This window comes from Pseudarthrobacter sp. MDT3-1 (genome assembly GCF_054510755.1).
Genome location: NZ_JBTNDX010000013.1, coordinates 93202 through 118520, shown reverse-complemented (window position 1 = coordinate 118520; position 25319 = coordinate 93202). Strand labels below are relative to the sequence as shown.

At 65.3% G+C, this 25319-nt stretch carries 25 protein-coding genes and 1 pseudogene; 11 read left to right on the top strand and 15 right to left on the bottom strand.

Features of this window, described 5'->3' with window-relative positions; genetic code table 11:
- The first annotated feature begins 144 nt into the window (after window positions 1–144).
- The 3 genes from ACX80X_RS12290 (at window position 145) to ACX80X_RS12280 (ending at window position 3601) form a co-directional block, all read left to right on the top strand.
- On the top strand, window positions 145–960 hold the full coding sequence (locus ACX80X_RS12290; RefSeq protein ID WP_252600823.1) for a glycosyltransferase family 2 protein: 816 nt from the start codon (window positions 145–147) through the stop codon (window positions 958–960).
- A 1-nt stretch (window position 961) separates the two neighbouring features.
- Entirely contained in the window at window positions 962–1960 is a 999-nt protein-coding gene (locus tag ACX80X_RS12285) for a glycosyltransferase family 2 protein (protein WP_254749588.1), read from the top strand.
- A gap of 642 nt (window positions 1961–2602) precedes the next feature.
- Window positions 2603–3601, top strand: coding sequence for a glycosyltransferase (locus tag ACX80X_RS12280; protein ID WP_459312190.1), 999 nt, complete (start codon window positions 2603–2605; stop codon window positions 3599–3601).
- Window positions 3602–3700: 99 nt separating this feature from the next.
- Here the strand turns inward: ACX80X_RS12280 and ACX80X_RS12275 are convergent, their stop codons facing one another.
- The 3 genes from ACX80X_RS12275 to ACX80X_RS12265 all read right to left on the bottom strand — a co-directional run bounded on the left by ACX80X_RS12275 (window position 3701) and on the right by ACX80X_RS12265 (window position 8434).
- Window positions 3701–4336: a NeuD/PglB/VioB family sugar acetyltransferase gene (locus ACX80X_RS12275; protein ID WP_252611444.1), complete on the bottom strand. Its 636-nt coding sequence runs from the start codon at window positions 4334–4336 to the stop codon at window positions 3701–3703.
- Window positions 4333–5496: a DegT/DnrJ/EryC1/StrS family aminotransferase gene (locus ACX80X_RS12270; RefSeq protein WP_252614505.1), complete on the bottom strand. Its 1164-nt coding sequence runs from the start codon at window positions 5494–5496 to the stop codon at window positions 4333–4335. The genes ACX80X_RS12275 and ACX80X_RS12270 overlap by 4 nt, the downstream gene beginning before the upstream one ends.
- 244 nt (window positions 5497–5740) lie before the next feature.
- Window positions 5741–8434: an AAA family ATPase gene (locus ACX80X_RS12265; protein WP_459312188.1), complete on the bottom strand. Its 2694-nt coding sequence runs from the start codon at window positions 8432–8434 to the stop codon at window positions 5741–5743.
- A gap of 425 nt (window positions 8435–8859) precedes the next feature.
- On the opposite strand from ACX80X_RS12265, the gene rpsF reads away from it, so the two are divergent.
- The 4 genes from rpsF (at window position 8860) to rplI (ending at window position 10658) form a co-directional block, all read left to right on the top strand.
- A complete protein-coding gene (gene rpsF, locus ACX80X_RS12260) occupies window positions 8860–9165 on the top strand; it encodes a 30S ribosomal protein S6 (RefSeq protein ID WP_011693941.1) in 306 nt (101 codons plus the stop codon).
- Between the two features lie 73 nt (window positions 9166–9238).
- The gene (locus ACX80X_RS12255; RefSeq protein ID WP_056341689.1) at window positions 9239–9820 is read left to right on the top strand and encodes a single-stranded DNA-binding protein; all 582 of its coding nucleotides are present in this window, start codon (window positions 9239–9241) and stop codon (window positions 9818–9820) included.
- A 128-nt stretch (window positions 9821–9948) separates the two neighbouring features.
- Window positions 9949–10188, top strand: a complete 240-nt coding sequence (gene rpsR, locus ACX80X_RS12250) for a 30S ribosomal protein S18 (protein ID WP_003800144.1) — start codon at window positions 9949–9951, stop codon at window positions 10186–10188.
- A gap of 17 nt (window positions 10189–10205) precedes the next feature.
- On the top strand, window positions 10206–10658 hold the full coding sequence (gene rplI / locus ACX80X_RS12245) for a 50S ribosomal protein L9 (protein ID WP_056341694.1): 453 nt from the start codon (window positions 10206–10208) through the stop codon (window positions 10656–10658).
- 149 nt (window positions 10659–10807) lie between these two features.
- Here rplI and ACX80X_RS12240 read toward each other — a convergent pair whose 3' ends face one another.
- From ACX80X_RS12240 to ACX80X_RS12205, 8 genes are all read right to left on the bottom strand, one after another.
- The gene (locus ACX80X_RS12240; RefSeq protein WP_308293052.1) at window positions 10808–10987 is read right to left on the bottom strand and encodes a hypothetical protein; all 180 of its coding nucleotides are present in this window, start codon (window positions 10985–10987) and stop codon (window positions 10808–10810) included.
- 112 nt (window positions 10988–11099) lie between these two features.
- Entirely contained in the window at window positions 11100–12152 is a 1053-nt protein-coding gene (locus tag ACX80X_RS12235) for a metallophosphoesterase family protein (protein WP_252614507.1), read from the bottom strand.
- Window positions 12149–12373, bottom strand: a complete 225-nt coding sequence (locus ACX80X_RS12230) for a hypothetical protein (protein ID WP_252614508.1) — start codon at window positions 12371–12373, stop codon at window positions 12149–12151. The genes ACX80X_RS12235 and ACX80X_RS12230 overlap by 4 nt, the downstream gene beginning before the upstream one ends.
- A complete protein-coding gene (locus ACX80X_RS12225) occupies window positions 12370–12708 on the bottom strand; it encodes a hypothetical protein (protein WP_104062931.1) in 339 nt (112 codons plus the stop codon). The genes ACX80X_RS12230 and ACX80X_RS12225 overlap by 4 nt, the downstream gene beginning before the upstream one ends.
- Window positions 12705–14483, bottom strand: coding sequence for a glycosyltransferase (locus tag ACX80X_RS12220; protein WP_252611454.1), 1779 nt, complete (start codon window positions 14481–14483; stop codon window positions 12705–12707). Before ACX80X_RS12220 ends, ACX80X_RS12225 begins: the two co-directional genes overlap by 4 nt.
- Entirely contained in the window at window positions 14480–15763 is a 1284-nt protein-coding gene (locus ACX80X_RS12215; protein ID WP_252611456.1) for a lipopolysaccharide biosynthesis protein, read from the bottom strand. The genes ACX80X_RS12220 and ACX80X_RS12215 overlap by 4 nt, the downstream gene beginning before the upstream one ends.
- Window positions 15753–16583 carry a glycosyltransferase gene (locus tag ACX80X_RS12210; protein ID WP_459309686.1) on the bottom strand — a complete coding sequence of 277 codons (831 nt, stop codon included), beginning with the start codon at window positions 16581–16583 and terminating at the stop codon, window positions 15753–15755. The genes ACX80X_RS12215 and ACX80X_RS12210 overlap by 11 nt, the downstream gene beginning before the upstream one ends.
- Before the next feature lies 1 nt (window position 16584).
- Window positions 16585–17676, bottom strand: a complete 1092-nt coding sequence (locus tag ACX80X_RS12205) for a hypothetical protein (RefSeq protein WP_141138841.1) — start codon at window positions 17674–17676, stop codon at window positions 16585–16587.
- 452 nt (window positions 17677–18128) lie between these two features.
- Between ACX80X_RS12205 and ACX80X_RS12200 the strand changes: the two genes are divergently transcribed.
- Window positions 18129–18755, top strand: coding sequence for a CE1759 family FMN reductase (locus ACX80X_RS12200; RefSeq protein WP_252611459.1), 627 nt, complete (start codon window positions 18129–18131; stop codon window positions 18753–18755).
- 114 nt (window positions 18756–18869) lie between these two features.
- On the top strand, window positions 18870–19238 hold the full coding sequence (locus ACX80X_RS12195; RefSeq protein ID WP_252614509.1) for a TFIIB-type zinc ribbon-containing protein: 369 nt from the start codon (window positions 18870–18872) through the stop codon (window positions 19236–19238).
- A gap of 67 nt (window positions 19239–19305) precedes the next feature.
- Here ACX80X_RS12195 and ACX80X_RS12190 read toward each other — a convergent pair whose 3' ends face one another.
- Window positions 19306–19878 (bottom strand): hypothetical protein, encoded by a 573-nt coding sequence (locus tag ACX80X_RS12190; RefSeq protein WP_252611463.1) that lies wholly within the window; start codon window positions 19876–19878, stop codon window positions 19306–19308.
- A gap of 2 nt (window positions 19879–19880) precedes the next feature.
- On the bottom strand, window positions 19881–20336 hold the full coding sequence (locus ACX80X_RS12185) for a hypothetical protein (protein WP_056341733.1): 456 nt from the start codon (window positions 20334–20336) through the stop codon (window positions 19881–19883).
- 690 nt (window positions 20337–21026) lie between these two features.
- Here ACX80X_RS12185 and dnaB point away from each other — a divergent pair.
- The gene (gene dnaB / locus ACX80X_RS12180) at window positions 21027–22409 is read left to right on the top strand and encodes a replicative DNA helicase (protein WP_058930676.1); all 1383 of its coding nucleotides are present in this window, start codon (window positions 21027–21029) and stop codon (window positions 22407–22409) included.
- A gap of 63 nt (window positions 22410–22472) precedes the next feature.
- On the opposite strand, the gene ACX80X_RS12175 is transcribed toward dnaB, so the two are convergent.
- Window positions 22473–23441: an acyl-CoA thioesterase gene (locus ACX80X_RS12175; protein ID WP_252599684.1), complete on the bottom strand. Its 969-nt coding sequence runs from the start codon at window positions 23439–23441 to the stop codon at window positions 22473–22475.
- Between the two features lie 123 nt (window positions 23442–23564).
- Window positions 23565–23897 (bottom strand): annotated as a pseudogene (locus ACX80X_RS12170) (rhamnogalacturonan lyase family protein); the annotation flags it as partial.
- A 64-nt stretch (window positions 23898–23961) separates the two neighbouring features.
- On the opposite strand from ACX80X_RS12170, the gene aztD reads away from it, so the two are divergent.
- Window positions 23962–25257 (top strand): zinc metallochaperone AztD, encoded by a 1296-nt coding sequence (gene aztD / locus ACX80X_RS12165; protein ID WP_252614510.1) that lies wholly within the window; start codon window positions 23962–23964, stop codon window positions 25255–25257.
- Window positions 25258–25319 lie beyond the last annotated feature (62 nt).

Here is a 25319-nt window from a genome sequence, read left to right as displayed (position 1 = left end):
GGGCCAGAGACCAGACCCATGACCGGATGTAGCGCTAGTGCCGCGCCCGACTTCCGAGCCGAGTGCGGAGTTGACTAAATCCGCAAGCGTCATGAAGTGGTGAGGTATTTGTCTATTTCAACCCAGCTCCCAATAACATTCCCGATGCTGGCCTTCGAAGCTCCGAGGGCGTCAGTCAGTGTCGTCATTCCCACCCTGAACGAGGCGAGGAATATCCCGTGGGTTCTTCGCCGGATTCCCTCGTATGTGGACGAGGTTGTCATCGTGGACGGCCGTTCCACGGACAACACGGTGGGAGTAGCCCGCGCTATCCGCGAGAACCTTGTCATCGTCGATGAGCAGCGCAAGGGCAAGGGCGTGGCCCTCCGCTCGGGTTTTGCCGCAGCCTCCGGGGACATCATTGTCATGCTGGACGCGGATGGCAGCATGGATCCGCAGGAGATCGGCTGGTTCGTTGCCCCGCTTCAGCACGATTTCGACTTCGTTAAGGGCTCGCGCCATGTCACGGGCGGAGGATCCGAAGACCTGACCCGGCTGAGGAAGGCCGGCAACCGCGCTCTGACCGGATTGGCCAATGCGGTCCTGCATAGCAACTACTCTGACCTTTGCTATGGATATATTGCGTTTCGGAGGGAATGCCTGGAGATCCTTCAGCTGGAATCGGACGGCTTTGAAATTGAGACCGAGCTGATTGTCCGGGCGGCAAAGGCCGGTCTGCGCATTGCCGAAGTCCCCAGCCTGGAGCTGGACCGGATCTCCGGCGCGTCGAACCTGCAGACGTTCCGTGACGGCTGGCGGGTACTGGGAACGCTGGCGCGCGAATGCACCATGTGGGAGGCGCCCACCGCAGGCGCCAGACCTGAAGCCCTCCGCCGGGTGAAATATACCTACGCAAATGTCAGCGTCCCGCGGACGCCTATGGATCCCCAAGCGGTTCTCTCCCTCGTTCGGGGAGCGTAGCATGCTGGATCGTGGTGCACGTCCGAGCGTAACGATCGTCATTTGTGCTTATACCGAAAGGCGTTGGGACCGGTTGCTGGACGTCATAGAGTCCGTCCGGGCCCAATCAGTTGCACCCCAGGAGGTCCTGGTGGTGATTGACCATAACGCGGACCTCTACGAGCGGCTCACCGAAATTGTAGATGACGTGACGGTGGTGGAGAGCAGCGGTCCACGCGGGTTGTCCGGAGCGCGGAACACCGGCGTCGGACTTGCCGACTCGGACATTGTGGCCTTCCTCGACGACGACGCCGAGGCAGCCCCGGACTGGCTTCAACGGCTGCTTGCCCTTTATGACGATCCTGATGTCTTGGCCGTCGGCGGCCGCGTGGAACCGGTGTGGGAAACGGGCCGTCCGGGCTACTTCGGTGAAGAGCTCGACTGGATCGTAGGATGCAGCCACCGCGGAATGCCCAAGGTGGCCTCCGAGGTCCGGAACGTCATCGGCGCAAACATGTCCTTCAGGCGCGAAGTCCTCCGCCAGGTGGGCGGCTTCAACCTTTCGCTGGGGCGCCAGGGCACCTTGCCCCTTGGCTGTGAGGAGACCGAGATCTGCATCCGTTCGAAGATGGGCTCACCCGGATCGCGGATCGTCTACGAACCCGCGGCTTTGGTCCGCCACCATGTGCCGGCGGACAGGGGGACTTTGCGCTACATGCTGTCGCGTTCCTGGTCCGAAGGTATCTCCAAAGCCCAGGTCAGCCGGGTGGTAGGCCAAAAGCGGGCTCTAGGCCCGGAACGGCGCTACGTCCGGAGCGTACTGCCACGGGCGGTTTTTGCGGGAGTGCGCGATTGGGGCCGGGGCGACAACCCTCAGGGGCTGGGCCGGGCGGGAGCCGTCATCGCAGTCCTGGCTTGGACGGCCGCCGGGTACGTACGCGGACGCCGGATAGCGCACGTGGAGGGCCGCCCGCTGTCCGGGACCGTCATTGCGCGCGCACCGTGGAGCGAGGTCCAGTGAGCGAACGCGTCGACGAACTCCCCCAGGAGGCGAGCGGGCCGGCCCGCTCTTGGATCGGAGCCTAAGTTAAATCTGCTGCTCCGAGTCCCTGCTCTTGGGGCCAGCGACTCAAGTCAGCCGCCATCCTCAGCTCGCTGGCGTCAACGGCGTAAAGCCCATATCCTTCAACGCCCACCTGAACGCAGGTGCGAATGACGCCAACGGTCCGCTCACACGAACCCTGCATACCTTGGTTGTAGGACACTCATGTCTTCCTCCTTCATGAATGGCAGTTACATGAAGGAGGAACCAGACCCCGCGGTTATGCCGATAATTCCAGGCTCCCCACCCATCTGATCTGTGACGGCGCAAGAAGGTCGGCATACCGCGAACATCGACATAAATAGGCGAGAAGTGCGGCCTATGAAATTCCTGAACCTTGTGTCGCAGGTTCGCTAAACATGGCCGGGACCCCATCCTTAAGGATGGAGTCCCGGCCATGTTTAGTCCTCTTCCTGCCTGACCTANCCATGTGGGAGGCGCCCACCGCAGGCGCCAGACCTGAAGCCCTCCGCCGGGTGAAATATACCTACGCAAATGTCAGCGTCCCGCGGACGCCTATGGATCCCCAAACAGTCCTCTCCGCGGCTCGGGGAGGCCAGCATGTTTAGCCTTAACCCGCCGCCGACCGCCTCTATTGTCATTTGTACCTACACCGCGAAGCGTTGGGACCTGCTACTGGATGTCATCGAGTCCGTCCGGGCCCAAACGGTCGCGCCCCAGGAGGTCCTGGTGGTCATTGACCACAACGAGGCTCTGTATGAGCGGCTCATCGAAATCGTGGACAACGTGACAGTAGTTGAAAGCTCTGGCCCCCCGGGGCTCTCAGGCGCACGAAATACCGGGGTGGGCCTGGCAGACGCCGACGTCGTGGCTTTCTTGGACGACGACGCCGAAGCCGCGCCGGACTGGCTGGAGCGGCTGCTCGCCCTCTATGACGATCCTGATGTCCTGGCCGTCGGCGGCCGCGTGGAACCGGTGTGGGAAACGGGCCGTCCGGGCTACTTCGGTGAAGAGCTCGACTGGATCGTAGGATGCAGCCACCGCGGAATGCCCAAGGTGGCCTCCGAGGTCCGGAATGTCATCGGCGCAAACATGTCTTTCAGGCTCGAAGTCCTCCGCCAGGTGGGCGGATTCAATGTCTCCCTCGGCCGGCAAGGCACGAAACCGCTCGGGTGCGAGGAGACCGAAATTTGCATCCGCTCCAAGATGGGCTCACCCGGGTCACGGATCGTCTACGAGCCGGCCGCTCTGGTTCGTCACCACGTCCCTGCCGACAGGGGAACCATCCCCTACATGTTGTCGCGTTCCTGGTCCGAAGGTATCTCCAAAGCCCAGGTCAGCCAGATCGTTGGCCACAAGCGGGCACTCGGCCCTGAGCGGCGATACGTCCGGAGCGTACTGCCACGGGCCGTTTTTTCCGGGATTCGTGATTGGGGCCGGGGATCAAACCCCCAGGGCTTGGGCCGCGCTGGTGCGGTGATGGCCGTTCTGGCCTGCACTGCCGCTGGCTATCTGCGAGGGCGCCGGATCGCGCATATCGAGGGCCGCGCATCGGCCGGGACAGCGCTCATAGGCACACCATGGAGGGAGGTCCAGTGAGTGAACGCGTCGACGAACTTAGACCGGTCGAGGAGCGGGCTGCACTGAAGCTGGCCCCCGCCATGGAGTGCGCCTTGCCGCCGGAGTGCTTTCCCTGCCTCATTCCTGATCGATAGGGTGGGCTGGGACGCCGACCCATGTTTCGCCGTCGGGTACGTTGCTCAACACTGCCGCCCCCATGCCAACAGTCGCGTAGGACCCCACTGAAGTCCGTGCCCGGACGCTGGAATTCAGTCCCAGGTAGGCCGCCCGGCCGATCCGGACTCCGCCGCCCAGCGACACACCGGCGGCGAACGTCGCGAAGTCCGCCACGTCGTCGTCGTGCGTGAAAGTTACGGACGGCATGGCCACAACATGCGCCCCAAGCGTGACCGAAGCCGTCAGCGTCACATTCCGCAGCAGGATGCTGCCCCGGCCGATCCGGCAACCCTCGGGGCACTCCACGGTGGGGTCGATCGCAGTGGCGTACCGGGCATCGCGCACGCCCTGGGCCGCCAGCCGTTCCACCACGGTTTCCCGGGATTTTCCCGAGGCCAGGCAGACCAGCACCAGTGCGTGCGTGAACTTGGAGGCGTCGTCAATGGTCCCCAGCACCGGCGCACCGTCCACGGTGACGCCTGCCATTTCCTTGTCGTCGTCGAGCAGCCCTACGACGTCGTACTGCCCGCTGGCGCGGACCATGGTCAGGACCTCCCGGGCCAGCCCGCTTGCTGCGATCAGCACGAGTTCGCTCACCGGCGTACACCGGCGGCCGCCCGTACGCTGTTCATGACCCGGTTCAGGCCCACGTTGTCTAGGCCGTGGAAAATCGGGAGAACCAGGGTCCGGTCCGTCAGCCGTTCGGTGTTGTGGAGCCCTGCGTTGCCAGTTTCGCGCCACCGGTAGGCAGGCTGCCGGTGAGCCGCCATGGCGCCGCGGCGCGCCGAAATTCCGGCATCGGCCAGGCGGGCCAGGAGCCCTTCGCGGTCAATGGCGAAATCCGGGAGGACTTCGACCCAAAAGGACTGGAAGTTGGCCGTCCCGTACGGTGGGTCGGCCACAAACCGCAGACCAGTCAGGCCGGAAAGCCCTGCCTCATACTTCGCGGCGATCTCCCGTCGGCGAGCCACTATCTCGCCCAGCCGGCCGAGCTGCACGATGCCGACGGTGGCCTGCAGATCCGTCATCTGGTAGTCGAAGCCGACCTCGACGTACACCTCCGGCGCGGCAATGCGGGATCCGCGACGGTCCGCCGCCGGCACGTTCAGGGAGTGGCCGCGGAGGCTCCGGGCCCGTGCCGCCCAGTCCGCCCGGTGGGTTGTCAGCATCCCGCCCTCGCCAGTGGTCAGCACATTGTCCTGGTGGAACGACCACACGGTAATGTCGGCCCCCGTGCCCACGGGCCTGCCCTTGTATTCAGAGCCAACGGCGCAGCCGGCGTCTTCGATCACAGTGATTTCGTGACGGTCGCACAGTTCGCGGACGGGGTCCAGGTCAACGGGGACGCCGGACTGGTCCACCACGATCACGGCCCGCGTGTCCAGGGTCAATGCCGCCCGGACCGTGGCCGCAGTCACAGTCCCGGTGGCGGGGTCCACGTCGCAGAAAACCGGCCGTGCCCCGATATACGTGACAGCATTCGCCGTGGCGATGAAGGCCAGCGACGGCACCACCACGTCATCGCCGGGACCGATGCCGGCCACTATCAGCGCCAGGTGCAGTGCGGTGGTACTGCTGGAGGTTGCGACGGCGTGGCGCACTTCTTGAGAGGCGCTGAACCTCGCCTCGAACTCTCTGACCTTGGGCCCTTGCGAGAGCAGACCGGAGGCCAGGACGTCCGCCACGGCTCGGGCTTCTTTGTCGCCGAGCCAGGGTTCCATGACGTTGATGCGGGCAAGGACGGTTTCCGCAGTCACCGTGCACCGGCCTTCCTGGTGGCCGTTCTCATGTCCGAGTCCTTCCCACGTGCAGCTCCGGGATGTTCATTGCCTATTGCAAAATTAGTCCCTTCCGTCCCGTTCCGGGGCGGAACGGAAGCGGTACTGCGGGCGCTGGCCGGGAACAATGCGGGAACTGCGGTTACCTGCAACGCCGGTGCCTCAGCTCGGGGCCCGGCGGCGGGATGCACCCCATCAGGGGGCACGCCGCCCGGCTACTGTCCTAGACGGCAGGAAGGACGAACGGCTCCTTAGCGAAGGCGGCTTCCTTGCCGGCCGCAAGGGCCGTCAGCTGGGCTCGTGATTCGACTCCGAGCTTCCTGTAAATCGCAGTCAGGCGCACCTCCACGGTCCGGACGGACACATAGAGGGTGGCCGCGATTTCCTTGTTCCGCATCCCGCGGGCCACCATTCGGGCCAGCACGCGTTCGTGGTCTGCAAGCATCAGCATCGCCGGATTGTCGGGCGTGCCGGCTGGTTCCACCCGCTCGTCGAGCAGCAGCGAGTCCACGTGCTGGGCCCAGGCATGGGCACCCGCTTCGTCGAACATCACTTTGGCACGAAGCAGACCGTCCCGGGCGCTCCGAAGGCGGCCGAAGGCGTTGAGGCGTTCGGAGTAGCAGAGCAGTGTCCTGGCGCGTTCCAGCAGGGACTCCTGGGCGTTCCTGCCTGCAAGTGCATCATTGAACATCTGGAGGGACTGCTCGCCGTCAGCCAGCATCGCCCGGCTCCGGGCAACCGCCATCATGAGCCATGGCGAACGCAGGCCCACCGCCCGGCTTTCCAAGTGCCACAGTGCCTGGGCGGCTTCCCTGTGCCTGCCCAGCCTGACCAGGACTTCCACCAGATCGGCCTCACAGCGCAGCAGAGTCGGGTTGCTGAAGGCCTGGCCGATCTCCGCTGCCCGGGACAGCTGCGCGAAGGACTCGGCGAGATTTCCGCGCATGAGGGCAAAATGCCCCTGGCACGCGGCCAGTTGCGCCGTGATGGCCGGGTGGCTTTCCGCCCCGGAGAAGTGCTGTGCGTCTGTTGCGTAGGCGTGGGCGAGTTGCTCGTTTCCGAGCGCATTGGCCCGCCAGACCCGGAAGACGTGCCGCATTCCACGGTGGTATTTGGTTTCCGGTTCGGCCAGTTCAAGGTCCTCGATCAGTTTCACGGCTTTCCGGACGTTGCCGGCACGGATTTCGTTGTCCACAGCAAAGAAATCGGCGGTTTCCCGCCAATTGACGGTATTGGCCTCCAGCACGTTCCGCACCCGGGCAAAGGCCTCCTGGGCGGCAGCATGGTGTTCGGCGTAGGCCAGCGCGCGGCCCTGTACCAGAAGGGACGCCACGGTTTCGTTCCCGCCGTCGGGCTTGCGGCCGAACTGTCCGGACTTCCCGCCGATCACCTCGATGAGCCGCTGGGCGCTGTCCGCCAGTGCCAGGCAGTCGGGGGAGGCATGGTCCAGGTACTTCTCGGCGTACTGCACCAGGCCGGTGGCATCCTCAAGCTCCCAACGGTCCGCGTAGTACAGCGCAGCGGCCACGAGCAGGCGGGCTGCAAATGCCGGATCATGCTGTCCGAATTCCTTCACCAGCCGGAGCACCATGCTGGAGCGCACGGCGCCGCCCTGGATGAACTGGATCTCGAAGGCGAGGCCTGTCAGTCGAAGGACCAAGGCAGGGTTCCGCGTCACCCGCTGGGCCCAGTCCAGGTAGCGCTTGGCGTAGACGAACTCACCCCTGTTCAACAGCAGTTCGGCCACCGTGGTGAGCCTGGCGGTGGTCTCCGCTTCCCAAGGGTTGATGGTCAGGGCCCGTTCAATGTACTCGACGGCGAAGGGCACCTCGCCGCTTCGGATCAGGTCAACGGCAAACCGGAGCAGGCCAAACGGAGTCTGCCGCTCCAAAGCGGTAAAACTCAGATGCCAGCGGTGGGCATAGGGATCCGCGGGCTCCGCTGCGGCCGCCATGGCACGGTGGCTGGCGGTCCGCGTTGCCGGTGTCATGGCAGCATAAACGTAGCCCCGGAGCAGCTGGTCCTGGATCCTCAGGTGTGGTCCGGACCGGTTGACCATGCCATTTGCCAGCAGTTCGTCGATCCCGCCCCACAGTTGGTCGCATGCCCGTTCCAGGGTGGCGATATCGCTGCGGCAGGACAGCGAGAGGAGGTCCAGGACCTGCCTCGCACCTGGCGAGAGCCCGCCCACGGTGGCGGCGAACTCGGCCTCGAAGCTGCCTTTGCCGGGGAGCGGGACGGGGAGTGCGTATTTTCCCTCGGCCTGGCGTTCCAGCAGCAGCCCAAAAAGCTCGACGGCGGCGAGCGGGTTCCCCTGGGTGGCCGCGGCAACTGCGTGGACCGCCGCTGTCGCGGTCTGCCGAGCCGGAATGGACTCCAACATGCGGACCGTGTCGTTGTAGCTCAGCGGCGCCAACTGGAGGGCCGGCAGGGAGGCGAAGGGACTTTCGGCAGTCTCTTCCCGCACGCTCATAAACAGTGCCATGTCCGTCCCGGTCAGCCGGCGTGCCAGGTATCCGATCACGGCCTGGCTGCTGGGGTCCAGCTGGTCGGCATCATCGATGACGATGACCGTCCGGGATGACGAGCGCTGGTGCAGTCCGTTGAGCAACATGGTGGAGACAGTGGGGACGTTCATGGCGCCGCTGGAATCGCGCAGTAGTTCATCGGCGAAACGGTTAAGGACGGGGTCGTCGATGCCGGTGAGGAGCGCGGTAAGGCCGGAGAGCGGCCAGTCGGACTCGGACACGCTCGCGGTGAGAAAAACGGTTCGGAAGTCGGAAAGGCGGGGAATCTCGGACAGGAGGGCGGATTTGCCCATCCCACGCCGGCCCACCACCTTGAGGGCTGAATCCTTAGGACCCCGGATTACGGAGAGTATCCGGTCCAATTCCCTGCTTCTGCCTATTAACGACATGTGGTCCCCATCCATCGAAGAAGGAGACCGAACTGCTTGCTCTATCCAAAATCCTGGGTCCATCCAGCCGCTTGCGCGACACGCGGACCGGCTTTCCTGGCCGCGTCATTGCGTCCAGCACGGTACCCAGCCGTTCTTGCAAATATAGCCCTGTTCCGCGGCGGGCACCAGAGACTTTTGCCTCATGCGCGGAGCCTGTTTCCCGGGTTATCCACATAGCCCGCCGGACGCTTCCGGCGACGCGCGCGCTACGCGTAGCCTTGAGTCAAGCGCGAATCGCCTATCCGGTCCAAATGCACTAAGATATTGAAGTCTGTGCTGCGCCCTGCCTCCGTTCTGTTGGCCGGGCATTGCACGGCATCGCAAATGAACCTCCTGTTACGGAAATGCCGTAACCGCTTAGCCCAAAGGAGGTGGGTTCACATATGCGTCCTTACGAATTGATGGTAATCATCGACCCCGAGGTCGAAGAGCGTACCGTTGAGCCGTCGCTTCAGAAGTTCCTGAACGTCATCACCAACGATGGTGGAACCATCGAAAAGGTTGACATCTGGGGCCGTCGTCGACTGGCTTACGAAATCAAGAAGAAGTCCGAAGGTATCTACGCCGTGGTGAACTTCACCGCCAAGCCGGACACCGCCAAGGAACTTGACCGCCAGCTGTCTCTTAACGAGACCATCATGCGCACCAAGATCACCCGCCCCGAAGAGCAGAAGGTTGTTGCTGAGTAATTTCAGCTCCGATTTTCATTCTTTACCCCGCAGGATCGAATTCTTCACCCAGGATCGAACAAGGAGGCAGTAGATGGCAGGCGAAACCACTATTACGGTCATCGGTAATCTCACCAGTGACCCGGAATTGCGGTTCACACCGTCAGGTTCGGCAGTCGCGAACTTCACCATCGCTTCCACCCCGCGCACCTTTGACCGCCAGTCCAATGAGTGGAAGGACGGGGAAACCCTGTTCCTCCGCGCAGCGGTTTGGCGTGAAGCAGCCGAGAACGTCGCAGAGTCCCTCACCAAGGGCATGCGCGTGATCGTTTCCGGCCGTTTGAAGAGCCGTTCCTACGAAACAAAAGAAGGCGAAAAGCGCACCGTTATCGAGCTCGAAGTCGATGAAATCGGCCCGAGCCTGCGTTACGCCAATGCCAAGGTCAACCGCACCCAACGCTCCGGTGGTCAGGGTGGTCAGGGTGGCTTCGGCGGCGGCAACAGCGGCGGCGGCTTCGGAGGCGGCAACACTGGTGGAAACCAGGGCGGCAACTCCGGTGGAAGCTTCGGTGGCGGCAACCAGCCGGCTGCACAGGAGGATCCCTGGGCGACGCCCGGTGTCTCCAATGCAGGTGGCGGCTGGGGCAACGGCCCCGATTCCGAACCTCCCTTCTAAACCAATCATTTAGGCCCGACGCCGGGACCGCCGAAAGTGCCGCAAGGCATCTGACGTGGCTGTCGCCGTCGGACCACCACCATCCCGTGGATCAACATCCACGGGCTCCATAGAATAGGAGCTCCACGATGGCTAAGGCTGAACTCCGTAAGCCCAAACCAAAGTCCAACCCCTTGAAGGCCGCTGACATCACTGTCATCGACTACAAGGACGTAGCATTGCTGCGCAAGTTCATCTCCGACCGCGGAAAGATCCGCGCCCGTCGCGTCACTGGCGTCACGGTGCAGGAACAGCGCAAGATCGCCCAGGCAATCAAGAACGCCCGCGAAGTTGCACTGCTGCCCTACTCCGGCGCTGGCCGCGGCTAAGGAAGGGACTGACTAACATGGCAAAGCTCATTCTGACCCACGAAGTAACCGGTCTCGGTGCCGCTGGCGACGTTGTCGAGGTCAAGGACGGTTACGCACGTAACTACCTGCTGCCCCGCAACTTCGCCCTGACCTGGTCGAAGGGTGGCGAGAAGCAGGTTGAGTCCATCAAGACTGCCCGCGCCGCCCGCGAGCACGCTTCCCTGGAAGACGCTCAGAAGCAGGCCGCTGCACTCTCCGCGAAGCCGGTCAAGCTCGTCGTCAAGGCTGGCGAGACCGGACGCCTGTTCGGCACCGTCAAGCAGGCCGACGTAGCCGACGCTGTTGAGGCCGCTGGCCTTGGCAAAATCGACAAGCGCAAGGTTGAACTGCCGGCACACATCAAGTCGGTTGGTTCCTACCAGGCCAACGTCCGCCTCCACGCTGACGTTGCTGCTGTGATCGAACTCAACGTAGTCGCAGGCAAGTAGCCTTTCCGGTTACGCAGCCTCAAACTGCACAAAAACCCCCGTTGCCGTCACCGGCGGCGGGGTTTTTTGTGCCCTGCGCTGCGCCGACATGGCACTTGGCGGCAGTGTCGGTGCCCGGGACTGCGGTTAAGTGCCATGTCGCGCGTCAGTCAGTAGTGGTACCGCCCAAAGCCCACGATGGTCGGCCCCCACATCTCGGGCTCTTTGCCGGTGATCTCCCTCATGAGCGCCAGCAGCCGCTGGCCATCACGGTGCCTGACAGGGTCCCCGACTGCGGCCAGGAATTCGTCCACTGAGGCGCCGGTTGCCTGGGTCTTGTTTTCAGCCATGACGGAAGTCTCGCAGAGCCCAGGTCACTTGTCAGCCGCGCCGGTCCGGATGGTAGCCAGCGGCGGTGAGCCGCAATACTCCCCCCCGCGCGCCGCCGGCGCGATGCCCGGCTCAGCCACCGTCCGGACGCCAGTACCGCAGCCCGCCGCTGGTGGTGCCGTCGCGGGCGACGTCGACCACGGCGTACGGGAACGCCCGACGGTCCGACTGGTCAGGTCCGCGACCGCGGACGTCCGAACACCACGTGCCGGTGTTGACGTATCGGGTGGGGCACGCCTCGAGCGCCGACTCGAGGGCCCGGTGGGTGTGGCCCGAGACGTACCAGGCCACTCCGGAACCGTGCGCCTCGAGGGTACGTGCGAACCGGCCCGCTGCAGCAGGAGCCTTCTCGCCGGTGACTCTGCGCCCGGCGGCCGAGAGCACTATGCGAGTCGCGGCGACCGGGAGCGCCGACACCGTCCGGAACCGGGACAGGCGCGCCAGGTCCCGAACGGCCACCCCGTCGAGCGCGAGCCGCAGTGACTCGCCCTGCAACAGCTCGTCGTACGCGGGCTCCCGAATGCGACGTTCCGCCAGCTCCGACGCCAGGCACGACCGGGCAACGGCCCGGGCACGGCCCAGGCGCGACCTCGACGGATGGGCGTGCCAGGCGGCGAGCGGCGGAAGGTCCAGCTCGTCGGTGCCGTTGACCGCCGCGCGGAGCACCTCGGGAATCCGGTGCAGCGCGTGGTGCTGGTGCCCGTGCTCGGCCACGAGCACATGGGGCACGTGCAGGAACCACGGGTGCACCCGGACCCGCGTGGGCTCTGCGGGGGACAGCAGCGCCGACAGGCGGGCCGCAACCGAGGGCCGGGCCAGCTCCACATCGTGGTTTCCGCACACGAAGTGCAGGTGCACGCCGCGCGCCGCACACTCCTCCAGCGCCCGGAACGTCTCGAGATGTCGGACGAGGATGGACTCGAGCCGGGCCAGGCTCTCGTCCTCATTGACCCCAGCCAGCTCGAACGTGTCACCGACAAAGACGACGTGCTGCTGCAGACCGGAGGCAGCGAGCACCTCGCGGCGCAGGAAATCGGGCAGCACTTTGCCGGGGCACCGGGGGTCGTCGTCGGACACACCCAGGTGCAGGTCGCTGAGGAGCCACCACCGTGCCGGGCGGCTCACGCTAGCAGTTCCAACACACGTGGAAGGAAGAAGAGCAGGGACACCATCCACATGACGGCCACGACCCTGCGGCTCACTGTCCGGCCGAGTAGCCTCGGACGTGTCGTGGGCTGACCGGCTTCCGGCCCAACGCGTCGGACCTCAAGCCCGACGAGGGTAACGAGCAGGGCGAGGGTGACGACCAGCGCGGCTGTCGCGAGCAGTCCCGACAGATCGATCATGAAACGGCCTCCTGTCGTGCGCGTGCTATGCACGCGAGGATGGTGATGACGCCCATCGTGACAACGCATGCCTGCCACGACCACACAGCGAGGTAGAACATCGCCGTGGACACCGCCGTGAGGGCGGCGAGGCCAAGCGCCAGGACCAGCAGCGCGCGGAGCGCGAAGTCGGTAACCGGCGTGAGGCGGGCCAGTGCCTGCCCTGGAAGCAGGATGAGGACGGCTATCGCGGCGACCGCCTGCAGCGGTGTCGGCAGCCCGAGGAGCGTCACCAGCGACAGTGCGACGGCCGCGAGACCGAGCACCGCGGTGGGCCGGCTGATGCCGGCGTTCATGGTGTCACCCGGTAAACGCGTGCGTCAACGTTGCTGAACACGAGCTCCACGCCGTCCTGCGCGCTCAACCACGCCTCCAGCTCGTCGAAGCTGCCCTCGCTGCTGACGCCCCGGAGCACGAGACTCGCCTCCGACGAGCGCGTGAGCAGCACGACGGCACCGGCAGGGTTGTCCCTGGCGTCTTCGTAGACGAGTGGGCCGCACGTCGCCGTCGACAAGTCGGACTTGCACATGAAGTCGATCGTCCGGTACCGGTGTTCGAGGTATGCCTCGCTGCGCCACGGCGTCGGGGTGGACGCCGAGATGATCATCGAGCCGGGGGGCGCGAGACGCTTCACAGCGGCGACGGCGGTGATCTCATTGTCGGTGAAGACGTCATACTGGGCGTTCCCGAACCGGCCTGTCACGGTCATCCCGGCCAGCAGGAGGCACGTGAGCACAAGGCCACCCGCGGCGCGGGAGGAGGGGCGTGTGCTGCCGTCCGCGGGAAGCAGGACCGAGCACGCCTGCAGGGCGATGAAGGGCAACGCGAAAAGCGAGACGCGGATGAGCATCTCCCCGCCGTACAACTGCACGGGGAAGAGCAGCAGTGGGGTGACGGCGAGGAGGACCACCCGGATGTCGAGACGCCCCCTGCGCCAGTCGCGCACGGCCCCCGCCGTGGCGAGCGCCCACAGCACGAGGGTGAGAAGGACCCTGACCTGCACCACGAGCACGTGGCCGGCAGTCCCGCTCACGCGGTCGACGACGTTGGCGTCGATCGCGGCCAGCAGTCCTCCTTCCGCCAGGGGTGGGTTCCCGGCGAGGTATGCACTGGCGGGAAAGACGAGCCAAAGCGCCAGCACGACCGCGGTGATCAGGGGCAGCCGGCTGGGCCAGACACGTCCGCTCAAGGTGAGAGCGGTAACGGTGATGAGCACCAGGAACGGCGTCAGCTGATGGCTCGCACAGATGACCGTGATGAGCAAGAGGGTCACCGCGAGGGCGCTCACCCGGTGCCCCGGCCGGTGCTCTGCGGGCGACCGCCCTAGCCACCACGCCGTCAGGTCGGCGCGTCCGAAGCCGAGAAACTTAGGGGTCCGCGCGGCCAACGGGCCAAGGACCAGCGCGATCACGACGAGGTACAGGAAGAAGCCGAAGGCCTGGGGAGACAAGTAGTCCTGGTCCTGCCAGTTGCCGAGGCAGAAGATCCAGAGCACGAGCCAGCGCCGCCGCGGATCGCGCGTCAGGTAGCCCGTCAGCACACTCAGGGCAGCGAGCCACAGTCCCATGTTGAGCACCGGTGCCCACAGGGCAACGGTCACCGGGTCGAGACCGGTCGCCTTCAGCACCGTCGCCAGAAGGGCGAAGAAACCCGGCCAGTTGAAGTAAGCATCGATGTCGGGGTCGATCCCCTCGGTGCGCGAGAGGGCGTCCGCAATGCCGAGATGACGGAACGCGACCTCACCCCGCGGTACGTCCGTCACGAAGGCTGCGGTCCCGAAGAGCACGAGCACCAGCACCACGACCAGCCACAACATGACCGGGCGGCGCGCCGGGCCCGCGGCATCTCCGCGCAGCGCCACGATGAAGGCGACGTTCAGGATCAGAACCCCCACCCAGAACGGGTAGGGGAGCACGGCGGCGAGCCCCAGATCGCTGCTAACGGGCACTGCCACCGTGGACGCGGCCCACACGGCAAGAGCCAGTGACACTACTCCCGCCAGTGCGCACCACACGTCACGGGGCTTCCAGCGTCCCTGGATGCGGTTGGGTGCTTCAATTGTGGTGGTCATCGTGACTCCTTCGTGATGCGCCGGAGAACGGCGACTAACCGGAGGCCGGCCGCAACGGCCCCAATGGAGAGCACCACCAGCCACGCAAGGGCCATGGCGCCGGGGCCCGTTCCGGCGACGAACAGCGCTGAGGTGCAGAGGGCGACTCCGAGCGTCACGCCTACTACGATCGGCTCTGTGTAGCGGCCGAGAGCCCGGCACACGGCGTTGTACGCCTGCAGCACCGCGTACGGCACCAGTCCGGCCGCCAACCACCGCAGAGCGTCCGCGGATGCGTCGGCGTACCGCTCGCCCAGCAGACTGAGCAGCGGGTGAGCGAGGAGGACGAGGACGACTGCCGCCAGACCTCCTACGGCAAGCGACCAACGGAGACTCGCCCAGGTTGTAGACACCAGGCGGTGCGGGTCGCGGACGCCTTCGGAGAACTGGACGATGCCCATCAACATCGGAGCGGAGTAGGCGGCCCAGGCCATCATCCATGCGGGATACCAGTAGGCAGCGATCTCCGGCGCCACCGTGTGGGCCAGCAGGAGCGGCAGCACCAGCCCGGGGGCGCGCTCGGTGAGGGTGAGGAGCTGGTACGGAATACCCACCGCCAGCAGTGGACGGCCGCGCGCCGAGCGCAAGGATGGTCGCGGCCGGTAGCCAATCAGTTTTCGCAGCTGGATCACACCGACGACGCACGCCACCGTATTCCCGAGGGTCCAGCAGGCCATTACGACGTCGGCGGAGGCGCCGTGCGCCTGCCAGGACACGAGCGCTGCAGCCCCGAGTGAAACCCCGCCGCCCAACGCGTACCTCAAGGTCGCGCTGGCACCGCGTCCCAACGCCACGAGCGCCTGGTCCAGCACAATCACCAAGGTGCCGGTGACGGCAGCCGCGAGGAACGTAAGCCAGAAGAGAACCGATGTCGACGCCGTGTCCGGCGCCACAGCCGACTGCAGCACGAGGTAGCCGAGGGCCAGCACGGTGCCGGCTACCCCCACGATGGCGAACGCCGAGTCCAGCACCCGTGCGGGGGGCTCTCCTCGCCCCACCGCGACGATTACGGCCGACCCGGCACCCAGCACCGCGAGCTGCGTGCAGATCATCACTGCCGCGACCGCGGCCATGGTGAGCCCGACCTCACGGTCTGACGTCGCGCGCGCGGCCACGACCCAGAAGGCAAAACCCCAGCCAATCTGGGCAGCCTTGCCCACGATGAGGCCGAGGGAGCTGCGCAAAGCGGAGTGCCGGACGGTCGAGCCGTCCCGGACAGTGGTCCCCCGCTCAGCGCTCACGACGCAACCCCTTCGCCAGGCCGGCGTAGTTATACCAGCAGAAGGCGAAGTAGTAGCGCAGCCACCGTGGCTGGCCCGCGGCGAGGCTCAAGGCGCTGCCCCGGACTGCCGCGGCGAAGGGCAGCAGCGCCAACCTCGCACCGCGCCAGCCGTGCTTGCGGACCATCCGTCCCAGTCCCGTTCCGTCCATGAGGAACTGGTCGAGCGCGAAGTCGAAGTCGTCTGCGGCAAAACGATGTTCGACGACGACCCGGCGTGACACCGCCGTTCGCAGCCCTGACTCCCGCATCCGCCAACGCAGCTCGATGTCCTCTCCCGACTTGAACGAGTCGTCGAAACCCACGCCCAGCATGAGGTCCCGGTCGACGACCGTCGCCACAAGCCCGAACCAGTTGCGGCTGCGGCCGGTGCGATGGTGATGTGCCAGCGCCTGCCCCCAGTAGCCCGGTCCAGCGACACTCTCCAGACCGGCCTGGAGGGCGTCGTAGCCGCCCTCGACCAGCTCCGTGAGCAGGTCGGCAACCCCCGTGGGCCCGAACACGACGTCGGCGTCGACGAGCAGGACCCAACGGGTGCTGCTGCTCTGCACACCGAGCGTTCGAGCCCATGGCAGGCCGCGCCCCTCGTCACTCAGGACCCGGGCACCGGCCGCTAGGGCGAGGTCGACGGTGCGGTCGGTGGAGCATCCGTCCACCACGATGATCTCGGCTACACCTGACTGACGCAGGGCCCCCAGACAGCGCGGGAGCAGGTGCTCCGCGTTGCGGGCCGGAACGACCGCGGTGATCTCGGCAGGGCTGTGACTCTCTGTGTCCCGCACTTCAGGCCTCCTGGTCGAGGACCGACGGCAGCAGCTCCTCGAGATACCGGACAATGTCGTCCGACGCTTCGTCCGCCGTGTACGCGGAGGGCACCTGCAGCAGGTGGCAGGGACGTCCGTCGAGTGCCTTGCTCAGCACGACCCCCTTCGCCGCGAAGTGCTCGCGCCACGGGAGGACGGACGTGGCCGCCAAGCCAGTCACGACCCGCTGCGAGAAGCCCGCCATCTCGATGTGGAAGTTGCCGATCATGCGGTCGACCATCCAGTCGCTCGTCCGCTCGACGATCCGAGACCGGGCGCCCTCGAAGCGCTCGATGTAGATGGCGGCCGCGAGCGGGGCCGAGGTCGTCACTTCTCGCCCCGGGAACGCGGTCCCCGCCTCGACCATGCGGTGCTCCGGCGACCATCGCCGGGAGAAGTCCGCGAGGCGCGGATAACGGATGACGTAAGGATGCACCACCGTCGTGAGACGGCCGACGCTCTTCGAGAGCTGTGACGGGACGAGGGGTTTCCGGACACCTTCGAACAGGTGCGGGTAGATGGCCCGGTGGTGCGGCTTGATGAACATCGGCTTCGCGTAGCCGAGCAGCGTGGCGTCCTCGGCGAGGAAGGCCCAGTCGTCACCCATGAACGACCACCCCTCGCGCCGCATCAGCTTGGCAGCGGTGCTCGTCTTACCGGTCCCTCCGGCGGCGGGAAGCGCAATCGCGTGACCCCGGTACGCCATCGTTGCCGCGTGGATCATGCCGGCTCCTCGACCGACCATGGCGACATCGAGAACAGGGACCACGGAGGTCAACAGCTCACCCGGTCCGTGAATGCGCCACTGCTCTGCGTCTCTCACGATCTGGACGCGATCGGCTTGGAAGCGCACGCTGTTCCCCGTGTACGCGAGCTCGTGCTCGAGCAGACCCGCATCCGGCATCGGCTCCGGCCCGGCGTCGACGACGATGTCGGCCGGCCGTTCGGTGTCGGTGGCGAAACACGCCAACATGCTCTGGAGCTGGGTCGCTGACGGCGCCTTTGCGTCGACGCGGATCGTGATGCGGCCGTGGATGTCGAAGTGCAGTGCCTTGCTCTGCCAGGTGCGCATGGTCGTCTCCTGTCTGGGGTGGTCTCGGTCGGATGGTGTCTCGGCCCCGGCGACTAATCCAGCCAGTGCCTCTAGAGGAATTCGAAACCCCCGGCCGAGTGACCCTGCCCGTAAATTGAGCATATGACCAGCCCGGCCAGGTAAACACCAGTACTGAGTACTCGCTTTTTGTATCGCGTCCTACATAGGGAATTTCGTGCTCCCGCCAGAGCTAGGTGTGGAGGGGCAGCGCCGAGTGACCTGTTAGGTGGAGTGGGGACTTATCCCGTAACGCTTTAGGTAGAAGGGGTGCCCCTCCCGCGCATCCAGGAAAACGCAGATGCTCATTTCATGCCGCCTGGAGTGCAACCGCCGGTGACCTGGCACCGCTGGAATAAACGCGGACAGGCATCGGTTATCTCGATACATGCAAACACATGTATCATAGGCTGTATCGAACCTCAGGAGTCCAAGTGGAAACCCGCCGCATCACCGTACTGTCCGCCGGCCTGGGCGTGCCGTCCTCGAGCAGGCTGCTCGCCGACCAGCTCGCCGCTGCAGCAGAGCACCGCCTCGCCGATGCGGGTTTCGAGGTGAAGGTTGAGGTCGTTGAGCTCCGGGACCTCGCGGTGGACATCGCCAACAACTTTGTCACCGGCTATGCGGCCCCTCGCCTGGCGGATGTCATTGCCGGCGTGGAGGCAACCGACGGCATCATTGCCGTTAGCCCGGTGTTCAGCGCTTCCTACAGCGGCCTGTTCAAGTCCTTCATCGACGTCCTGGACCCCAAGTCCCTGGACGAGAAGGCCGTCCTGCTGGGCGCCACCGGCGGTACCGACCGCCACCAGATGGTCCTCGAGTACGCCATGCGCCCGCTGTTCAGCTACCTGCGCACCAGGATGGCCGCTACGGCCGTTTTCGCCGGCCCCCAGGACTGGGGTAAAACGGACGACGGCGGCTCGCCCTTATCGTCGCGGATCGACCGTGCGGCGGCTGAGTTCGCCGCCCTCCTCGCGGAGGATCAGCCCGGCCGCAAGCCGGCGGCACTGGAGTCCCTGCCGTTCGAACAGCTCCTGGCAGGCATTTCCGGCGGACGCTAAGGCGCCGGTCCGCAAAGTCCGCGCCCGTCCGCAAAGCTCCCCCGTCAGCGCCCGGGATCCCGGCGTCTGAACTATTCGGTGTCCCCGGTCGTTGACCGGAACATGAAATGTCCTGTGGATTCAATTGACCTGATCATGAGCGAACGCAGCGGCGTCGAGATCGACTACTGCCCGCAGTGCCGCGGCGTCTGGCTGGACCGCGGTGAGCTGGACAAAATCATCGACCGCGCCAACGACGCTATGGACGGCGGCGCTCCTACGCCGGCGCGCCCGGTGGCCGCGGCGCCTGTCGCTGCTCCGGTTCCGCCCCCGCTGTATACGAACTTTGAACCCCGCCGCGAGCAGCCGCGGTACGAGCAGCCCCGTTACGACCAGCCGCGCTACGACGACCGGAAGTACGACAAGCCGGGGTATGACCGCGACCACGACCGCCGGCGGCCCAAAAAGAAGGAAGGCTGGCTGGGAGACATCTTCGACTTCTGACGGCCGGACGGCGCACTGTGCCGCGGCTGGGAGCCTTGGGGTCCGGGAGCGTAGCCGCCCAGGATCCTTAGTCGTCCAGGAGGGCGATGAACTCGCGTGCCTGTTTCATGGAGATGTCCGAGTGCTTGGTCAGCGCAGTGGCGGCGCCTTCGGTGTCGCCACTGCGCGCCAACGTGCGGATGCGGCCGTAGATCTCGTCGTTGAGCATATTGCTGCTGACCTCACGCGTTACATCGCCCTTGCTGGCAATGGCGCGGTAGCGGTAGGGGAACCGCTGGGGCGTGTCGTCATCGTCGGGCTCCGCCTCCGCCGCTTCAGCGGCAGGGCTGCGGTAGGCCTGCGGGTGGGCGGCCAACGCCCCCACCGCGTCCCGGGATGCCCGCAGTCCTTCTCCTGTGGCCTCGTAGTACAGCTTGATGGCCGCCATCGCCTGTCCCTGGGCAATCAGCGCGTACAACCTGCGGTGCTGGTCCTCGGAGAGCTTGGTGGCGGCCCGGCGGGCCACCTCAATCGGATCCGGCGCAGGGGCCGTGCCGGCCTGCTTGGCGGCCGCCTGCCGCCTGCTGACCGCCCGGGCAGCCAATGCGACACCGGCGGCCACGACCGCGAGGATGATAACGGGGATCACGAGCGATTCCATTTCTAAAGCCGATCTACATACTTTTTGGCTGTCGCCAGGTCCGTTTGGGTTGCCTGGCGGAGGAGTTTGATGGCCTGGATCTTGTGCCCGTCGTGCGCCATTGTCTGCAACTGCATGGCCAGCTGAGGGTCCAGAATCCCGCCGGGGAGCGCCGCATAGCCATACTGGCCGGCACCCGCTCCGGACTGCCCGCGCCGTGCTGCCCGGGCATGGTCTTCCTGCTGCGATTGCTGCTGTTCGTTCTGGCTGGGCCGGGTGTTGGCTTCCAGGCGGGCACGCACGGCTGTTGCCACGCGTACCTGCTCGGCATAGTGCTCCGCAGAGCGCCTCGCCAGGTCCTGCTGGTACTTCTCGGCGTCGGACGTCCCGGAATTACGGGGTCTGAGGGCCGTCGTAAATGCCCAGATTATTGCCGCCAACACGCCAGCCGGCAGAAACACCATCAGTACATCGCCCATAATCAGAGCTTATGCCAGATGCCCGTTATCCACAGCACATTCCGGCCGTTGCATACAGCCGATTCGCTGTGGCGTCAAAAGATGCCGGCAGGTGTGCGATGCATCACTAAACCGGTATGAATCGCCGGTGGAGGCGCTCGGATATCCGGATCTTTCAACAGCGCCACGCCGCAAGCTGTGGATGAAGGTTGCGAAAAAAAGAATTTAGTCCACATCTTCGACGAACGTTTTCGCAGGTCAGACGCCTATATACGGCAAAAGTTTTTTTGTTTCCACAGGTCCACCCACAGGCTGTGCACAAGCTATGCCCCTTAGTGCACAGGTTATCCACAGCCCTCCGGGTTGGCGGGCTTGGACGCTGGGGCGGTGGCGGCTACCGTTGCGGGATACCTGCTTTTGGGGTGCTGTGACGCCGTTGCGCACATGTGCTGTCGCAGCAGTGGAGGACTTCGGTCCGGCTGCTGCGGCGCTTTCTGTGGATAACTAGCGGAACATGGGGATAACTCCCACGCGCGTTGCGCAGACTCAACGTTGCGGAGGCTTCAATCGGGCCCGCCGCGCTTCATTGTCGGAGGCCGCTGATAGACCTGAACGTATGCCGTCCCGTGGAGGTCCCGCAGGAGGGCATCCCGGCAGGTGAATGACTTACTCGCCGCATCAAGTCGCGGCACACTATGGAGGACGGCAGCTTTGTCAGTAACGCACCTGGACTCGATCGAGGGTACCCGCGGATCAGAAGGCAGCCGTAAGCCACCACAGGACATTCCCGCTGAGCAGTCCGTCCTCGGCGGCATGATGCTGTCCAAGGACGCCATCGCTGACGTTGTGGAAATCCTCCGCGGACAGGACTTCTACCGGCCTGCGCACGAGACCATCTACGAGGCGATCATCGACCTCTACGGCCGCGGCGAGCCGGCGGATGCGGTTACGGTCTCGGACGAACTGACCAAGCGCGCAGAGATCAACCGGATCGGCGGACCCGCCTACCTGCACGAGCTCATCCAGACTGTCCCTACGGCCGCCAATGCCGGCTACTACGCCGAAATCGTGGCAGAGCGCGCCATTCTGCGCCGGCTCGTCAACGCAGGCACCAAAATCGTCCAGCTGGGATACGGTTCCGACGGTGAGGTGGAGGACCTGGTCAACCAGGCACAGGCCGAGGTTTACGCCGTCGCGGAGCGGCGCACAGCAGAGGACTATGTGGTCCTCAAGGACGTCATGGAAGCCACGGTGGACGAGATCGAAGCGTCCGGACACCGCGGGGAAGGCATGACCGGTGTGCCAACGGGGTTCTACGAACTCGATGAACTCACCCATGGATTGCACCCGGGGCAGATGATCGTTATTGCCGCCCGTCCGGCAGTTGGCAAGTCCACGTTTGCCCTGGACTTCGCCCGCTCGGCCGCCATCAAGAACAACCTGGCCACTGTGATGTTCTCGCTCGAAATGGGCCGGAACGAAATCGCCATGCGCCTGTTGTCCGCAGAGGCAACCATCGGCCTGCAGGACCTTCGCAAGGGCACCATCAAGGACGAGCAATGGTCCAAGATCGCCACCACCATGGGCCGGATGAATGATGCCCCGCTCTTCATCGATGACAGCCCGAACATGTCGCTGATGGAAATCAGGGCCAAGTGCCGCCGCCTCAAGCAGCAGCATGACCTGAAGCTCGTGATCCTGGATTACCTGCAGCTCATGAGCTCCGGCAAGAAGGTGGAGTCACGCCAGCAGGAAGTCTCCGAGTTCTCCCGTGCGCTGAAGCTGCTGGCCAAGGAACTCCAGGTTCCGGTCATCGCCCTGTCGCAGCTCAACCGTGGCTCCGAGCAGCGCCAGGACAAGCGGCCCATGGTCTCTGACCTCCGCGAATCCGGCTCCATCGAGCAGGATGCGGACATGGTCATCCTGCTGCACCGTGAGGACGTCTACGACAAGGAATCCCCGCGTGCGGGCGAGGCGGACATCCTGATCGCCAAGCACCGTAACGGCCCCACCAAGGACATTGTGGTGGCATTCCAGGGTCACTACTCGCGCTTCGCCAACATGGCGGCCGACGCTGGCGGCAGCGGCTTCTAAGGTCGTTCCCGCCGGGGCTGGCTGGCTGGTTTAGCCCTGCCCCAGCAGATGGATCCCTCCGTCTTAGCCCTGCCCCAGCAGGTGGTTGGGCAGCCGGTTCCCCGGGGCGGTCCCACGGATCTCGAGCAGTTCGCGGGCGTGGGCATGCAGGCGTTTGTCCTCCGCCGAGACCGGCACCCAGCCGGGGACGGGCACGGAGTTGCCGTCGGCGTCGCGGGCCACCATCACCGTGAGGCAATACGTGGTGAGGTTCAGTTCTTTGCCCTTCGGATCTCCGGAGCGCACATGTACGGCGATGTGCATGCCTTTCGTCCCGGTGTAGACCAGCCTGGCCTCGACCTCCACTACGTGGCCGATCAGCAGGGGCCGGTAGAAGCGCACGCCGCCGGAGAAGACCGCCACGGTGTCCATGCCGCAGTAGCGGGACGCGCAGACGTAGGCGGCTTCGTCGATCCACTTCATCACGATTCCGCCGTGCACTTTCCCGCCCCAGTTCACGTCCGTGGGGGCCGCCATGAACCGCAGCGTCACGCGTTCGGCGGTCCCGGCGTCGGTATATTCCTGGGCGTTCATGGCTTCGACGATCCGTTCACGGACCTTGATCCGCGCCAGGGCGTGGTCCCGCTGTTCGATCTCCGCGGCCGTGATCGGTTCGAACTGTTTGACGGGTATGGGCTTGCCGTTGTCGCCGACCGCCACAAAGATCACCATGCACTGGCTGCGCATCGTGGCAGGCCCGCCCTTGGGGTCGCTTGACGAGACGACGGTCCGGATGTGCATGGAGGAGCGTCCCGTGTAGACGATGGTGGCCTCCACCTCCACCATGTCGCCGCTGTTCACGGGGTCCGCGAAGTGGATGTTGCCCACGTAGGCGGTGACGCAGTAGGACTTGGCCCAGCCCACGGCGGCAGCGTACGCAGCCTTGTCCACCCATTCGAGGACGGTCCCCGCATCCACCGAGCCGCTGTGGCCCACATCCGTGGGGGCAGCCAGGAAGCGGAGGGTTACGGAATTGGCCGCGGTCTCAGTCATGCTGCGATCTTACTGAGGCGCGGTGTTACCGGAGGGTCGGGGCCGACACATACCCGCAACAGGTACTGCCCCACCCGCCCTTTTGGGGCGGACAGGGCAGTTCTGTCGGTGGACTACTGGAGGCTACTTTGCGCCGGTATAGGTGATATCCGGCTGTGCGGGCAGTTTCATGCCCACTCCGATGAAGAAGCTGGGGTGCGGCGGCTGGTTGTAGGCGATGTTCTCGCGCGCAACCGACTGCCGATACACAGGATCATGCATCAGGGTGCGGAGTCGGACGTCAGTGCCGGCGCTGGTGGTGTAGATCCGCAGTTCCGTGCTGTCCGACGACGGCCACGCAATTTCCTCACGCCAGTCACCGAGCAGATCGGCCTGGATGGCCGGAGTGCCCTTGGTGCTGTTGTTCGACTTCGTTCCGGCCGCCGTCAGCCATGACGCAGCCGAGGTCATCCAATTTGCATCACTATTGATAATGACTATCGTTAGTGATATGATAAAAACTCACTCACATCCCGGCCATATGCGCACTTATCCGCAGGCTCTCCCGGCAGTTCTCGCGGTTTCGGCACTGCTCCTCACGGCATGCGGGGCTGCTCCGGGCGCGGGCTCCGGACCGTCGCAGGGCGCAGGCCCTGACTCGGCCGGCACTTCCGCTTCTGCCACAGCAGGGCGGGCGAAGGAAGGCCAGGCCCCCACCCCTCGGCTGGTCCTGACCCACGACGCCGGCATTAGCGTTCTCGATGCGAAGACGCTGAAGCCCGTGGAGGAAGTGCCGCTGGAAGGCTTCAACCGCCTCAGCCCGGCGGGCGACGGCCGGCACGTTCTGGTGGCCACCGGAGATTCCTTCCGCGTCTTCGATGCAGGTGTGTGGACCGAGGCGCACGGCGACCATGGGCACTCCTATGCCGCCGCACCTCGGCTGACGGACCGGGCCTTCAGCGCCAGCAAGGCCGGCCACGTGGTCAACCACGCCGGGAAGACAGTGCTGTTCAATGACGGTTCAGGGAAGGTGGAGGTCTTTGATCCGGCCGCGCTGACTGACGCACTCAAGGCCGGCCTGCCCGAGACCAGCACCTACACCGCACCCGAAGCCCACCACGGCGTCGCCATCGCGTTGGAGGATGGGAAGCTGCTGGTCACCCTCGGGAACGAGGAGGGCCGCACTGGCCTGGCGCTGCTGAGTGCGCCGGAAAATGGCGGCGGGCAGGGACGCGGTGAACTGCTCCGCAACCAGGAGTGCCCCGGCGTGCATGGTGAGGCAGTGGCGGGCCATGAAACCGTGGTGGTGGGCTGTGAGGACGGCATGCTGGTCTACCGCAACGGCGCCTTCACCAAGGTTGCAGGCCCTGACCCGTACGGCCGCATGGGCAACCAGGCCGGAAGCCATGAATCTCCCGTGATCCTCGGCGATTACAAGGTGGACAGGGACGCTGACCTGGAGCGGCCCACCCGGATCTCGCTGGTCAACACCGACACCGGGACGCTGCAGCTGGTGGACCTGGGCGCCAGCTATTCCTTCCGTTCCCTGGGCCGCGGTCCGGGCGGGGAGGCTCTGGTGCTGGGCACCGACGGGGCGCTTCATGTGATTGATCCGACGACGGGCGAAGAGAGCACTGCCATTTCCGTGGTTGGCGCCTGGACGGAGCCGGATGCCTGGCAAGATCCCCGCCCGACCCTGTTTGTCCAGGGTTCAACCGCCTACGTCACAGAACCGGCTGCTTCCAGGATCCATGCCGTGGATCTCAAATCCGGGAAAATCATCAACAGCACGGACCTGGACCACGTGCCCAACGAACTGACCGGGGTGACCGGCTGACGCTCCTGCCACGGCAAAGACGTTAAAAGCCCGACGGCGGACCGGCACCTGGGTGCCTGTCC

Coding starts and splice junctions, on each gene's coding strand:
- ACX80X_RS12225 (WP_104062931.1), bottom strand. CDS start 12,708: ATGAACGCCGGCATCAGCCGGCCCACCGCGGTGCTCGGTCTCGCGGCC.
- ACX80X_RS12220 (WP_252611454.1), bottom strand. CDS start 14,483: ATGACCACCACAATTGAAGCACCCAACCGCATCCAGGGACGCTGGAAG.
- ACX80X_RS12230 (WP_252614508.1), bottom strand. CDS start 12,373: ATGATCGATCTGTCGGGACTGCTCGCGACAGCCGCGCTGGTCGTCACC.
- ACX80X_RS12280 (WP_459312190.1), top strand. CDS start 2,603: ATGTTTAGCCTTAACCCGCCGCCGACCGCCTCTATTGTCATTTGTACC.
- ACX80X_RS12240 (WP_308293052.1), bottom strand. CDS start 10,987: ATGGCTGAAAACAAGACCCAGGCAACCGGCGCCTCAGTGGACGAATTC.
- ACX80X_RS12285 (WP_254749588.1), top strand. CDS start 962: ATGCTGGATCGTGGTGCACGTCCGAGCGTAACGATCGTCATTTGTGCT.
- rplI (WP_056341694.1), top strand. CDS start 10,206: ATGGCAAAGCTCATTCTGACCCACGAAGTAACCGGTCTCGGTGCCGCT.
- ACX80X_RS12290 (WP_252600823.1), top strand. CDS start 145: ATGCTGGCCTTCGAAGCTCCGAGGGCGTCAGTCAGTGTCGTCATTCCC.
- ACX80X_RS12175 (WP_252599684.1), bottom strand. CDS start 23,441: ATGACTGAGACCGCGGCCAATTCCGTAACCCTCCGCTTCCTGGCTGCC.
- rpsF (WP_011693941.1), top strand. CDS start 8,860: ATGCGTCCTTACGAATTGATGGTAATCATCGACCCCGAGGTCGAAGAG.
- ACX80X_RS12255 (WP_056341689.1), top strand. CDS start 9,239: ATGGCAGGCGAAACCACTATTACGGTCATCGGTAATCTCACCAGTGAC.
- ACX80X_RS12190 (WP_252611463.1), bottom strand. CDS start 19,878: ATGGAATCGCTCGTGATCCCCGTTATCATCCTCGCGGTCGTGGCCGCC.
- ACX80X_RS12185 (WP_056341733.1), bottom strand. CDS start 20,336: ATGGGCGATGTACTGATGGTGTTTCTGCCGGCTGGCGTGTTGGCGGCA.
- ACX80X_RS12265 (WP_459312188.1), bottom strand. CDS start 8,434: ATGTCGTTAATAGGCAGAAGCAGGGAATTGGACCGGATACTCTCCGTA.
- ACX80X_RS12205 (WP_141138841.1), bottom strand. CDS start 17,676: ATGCGCACCTGGCAGAGCAAGGCACTGCACTTCGACATCCACGGCCGC.
- aztD (WP_252614510.1), top strand. CDS start 23,962: ATGCGCACTTATCCGCAGGCTCTCCCGGCAGTTCTCGCGGTTTCGGCA.
- rpsR (WP_003800144.1), top strand. CDS start 9,949: ATGGCTAAGGCTGAACTCCGTAAGCCCAAACCAAAGTCCAACCCCTTG.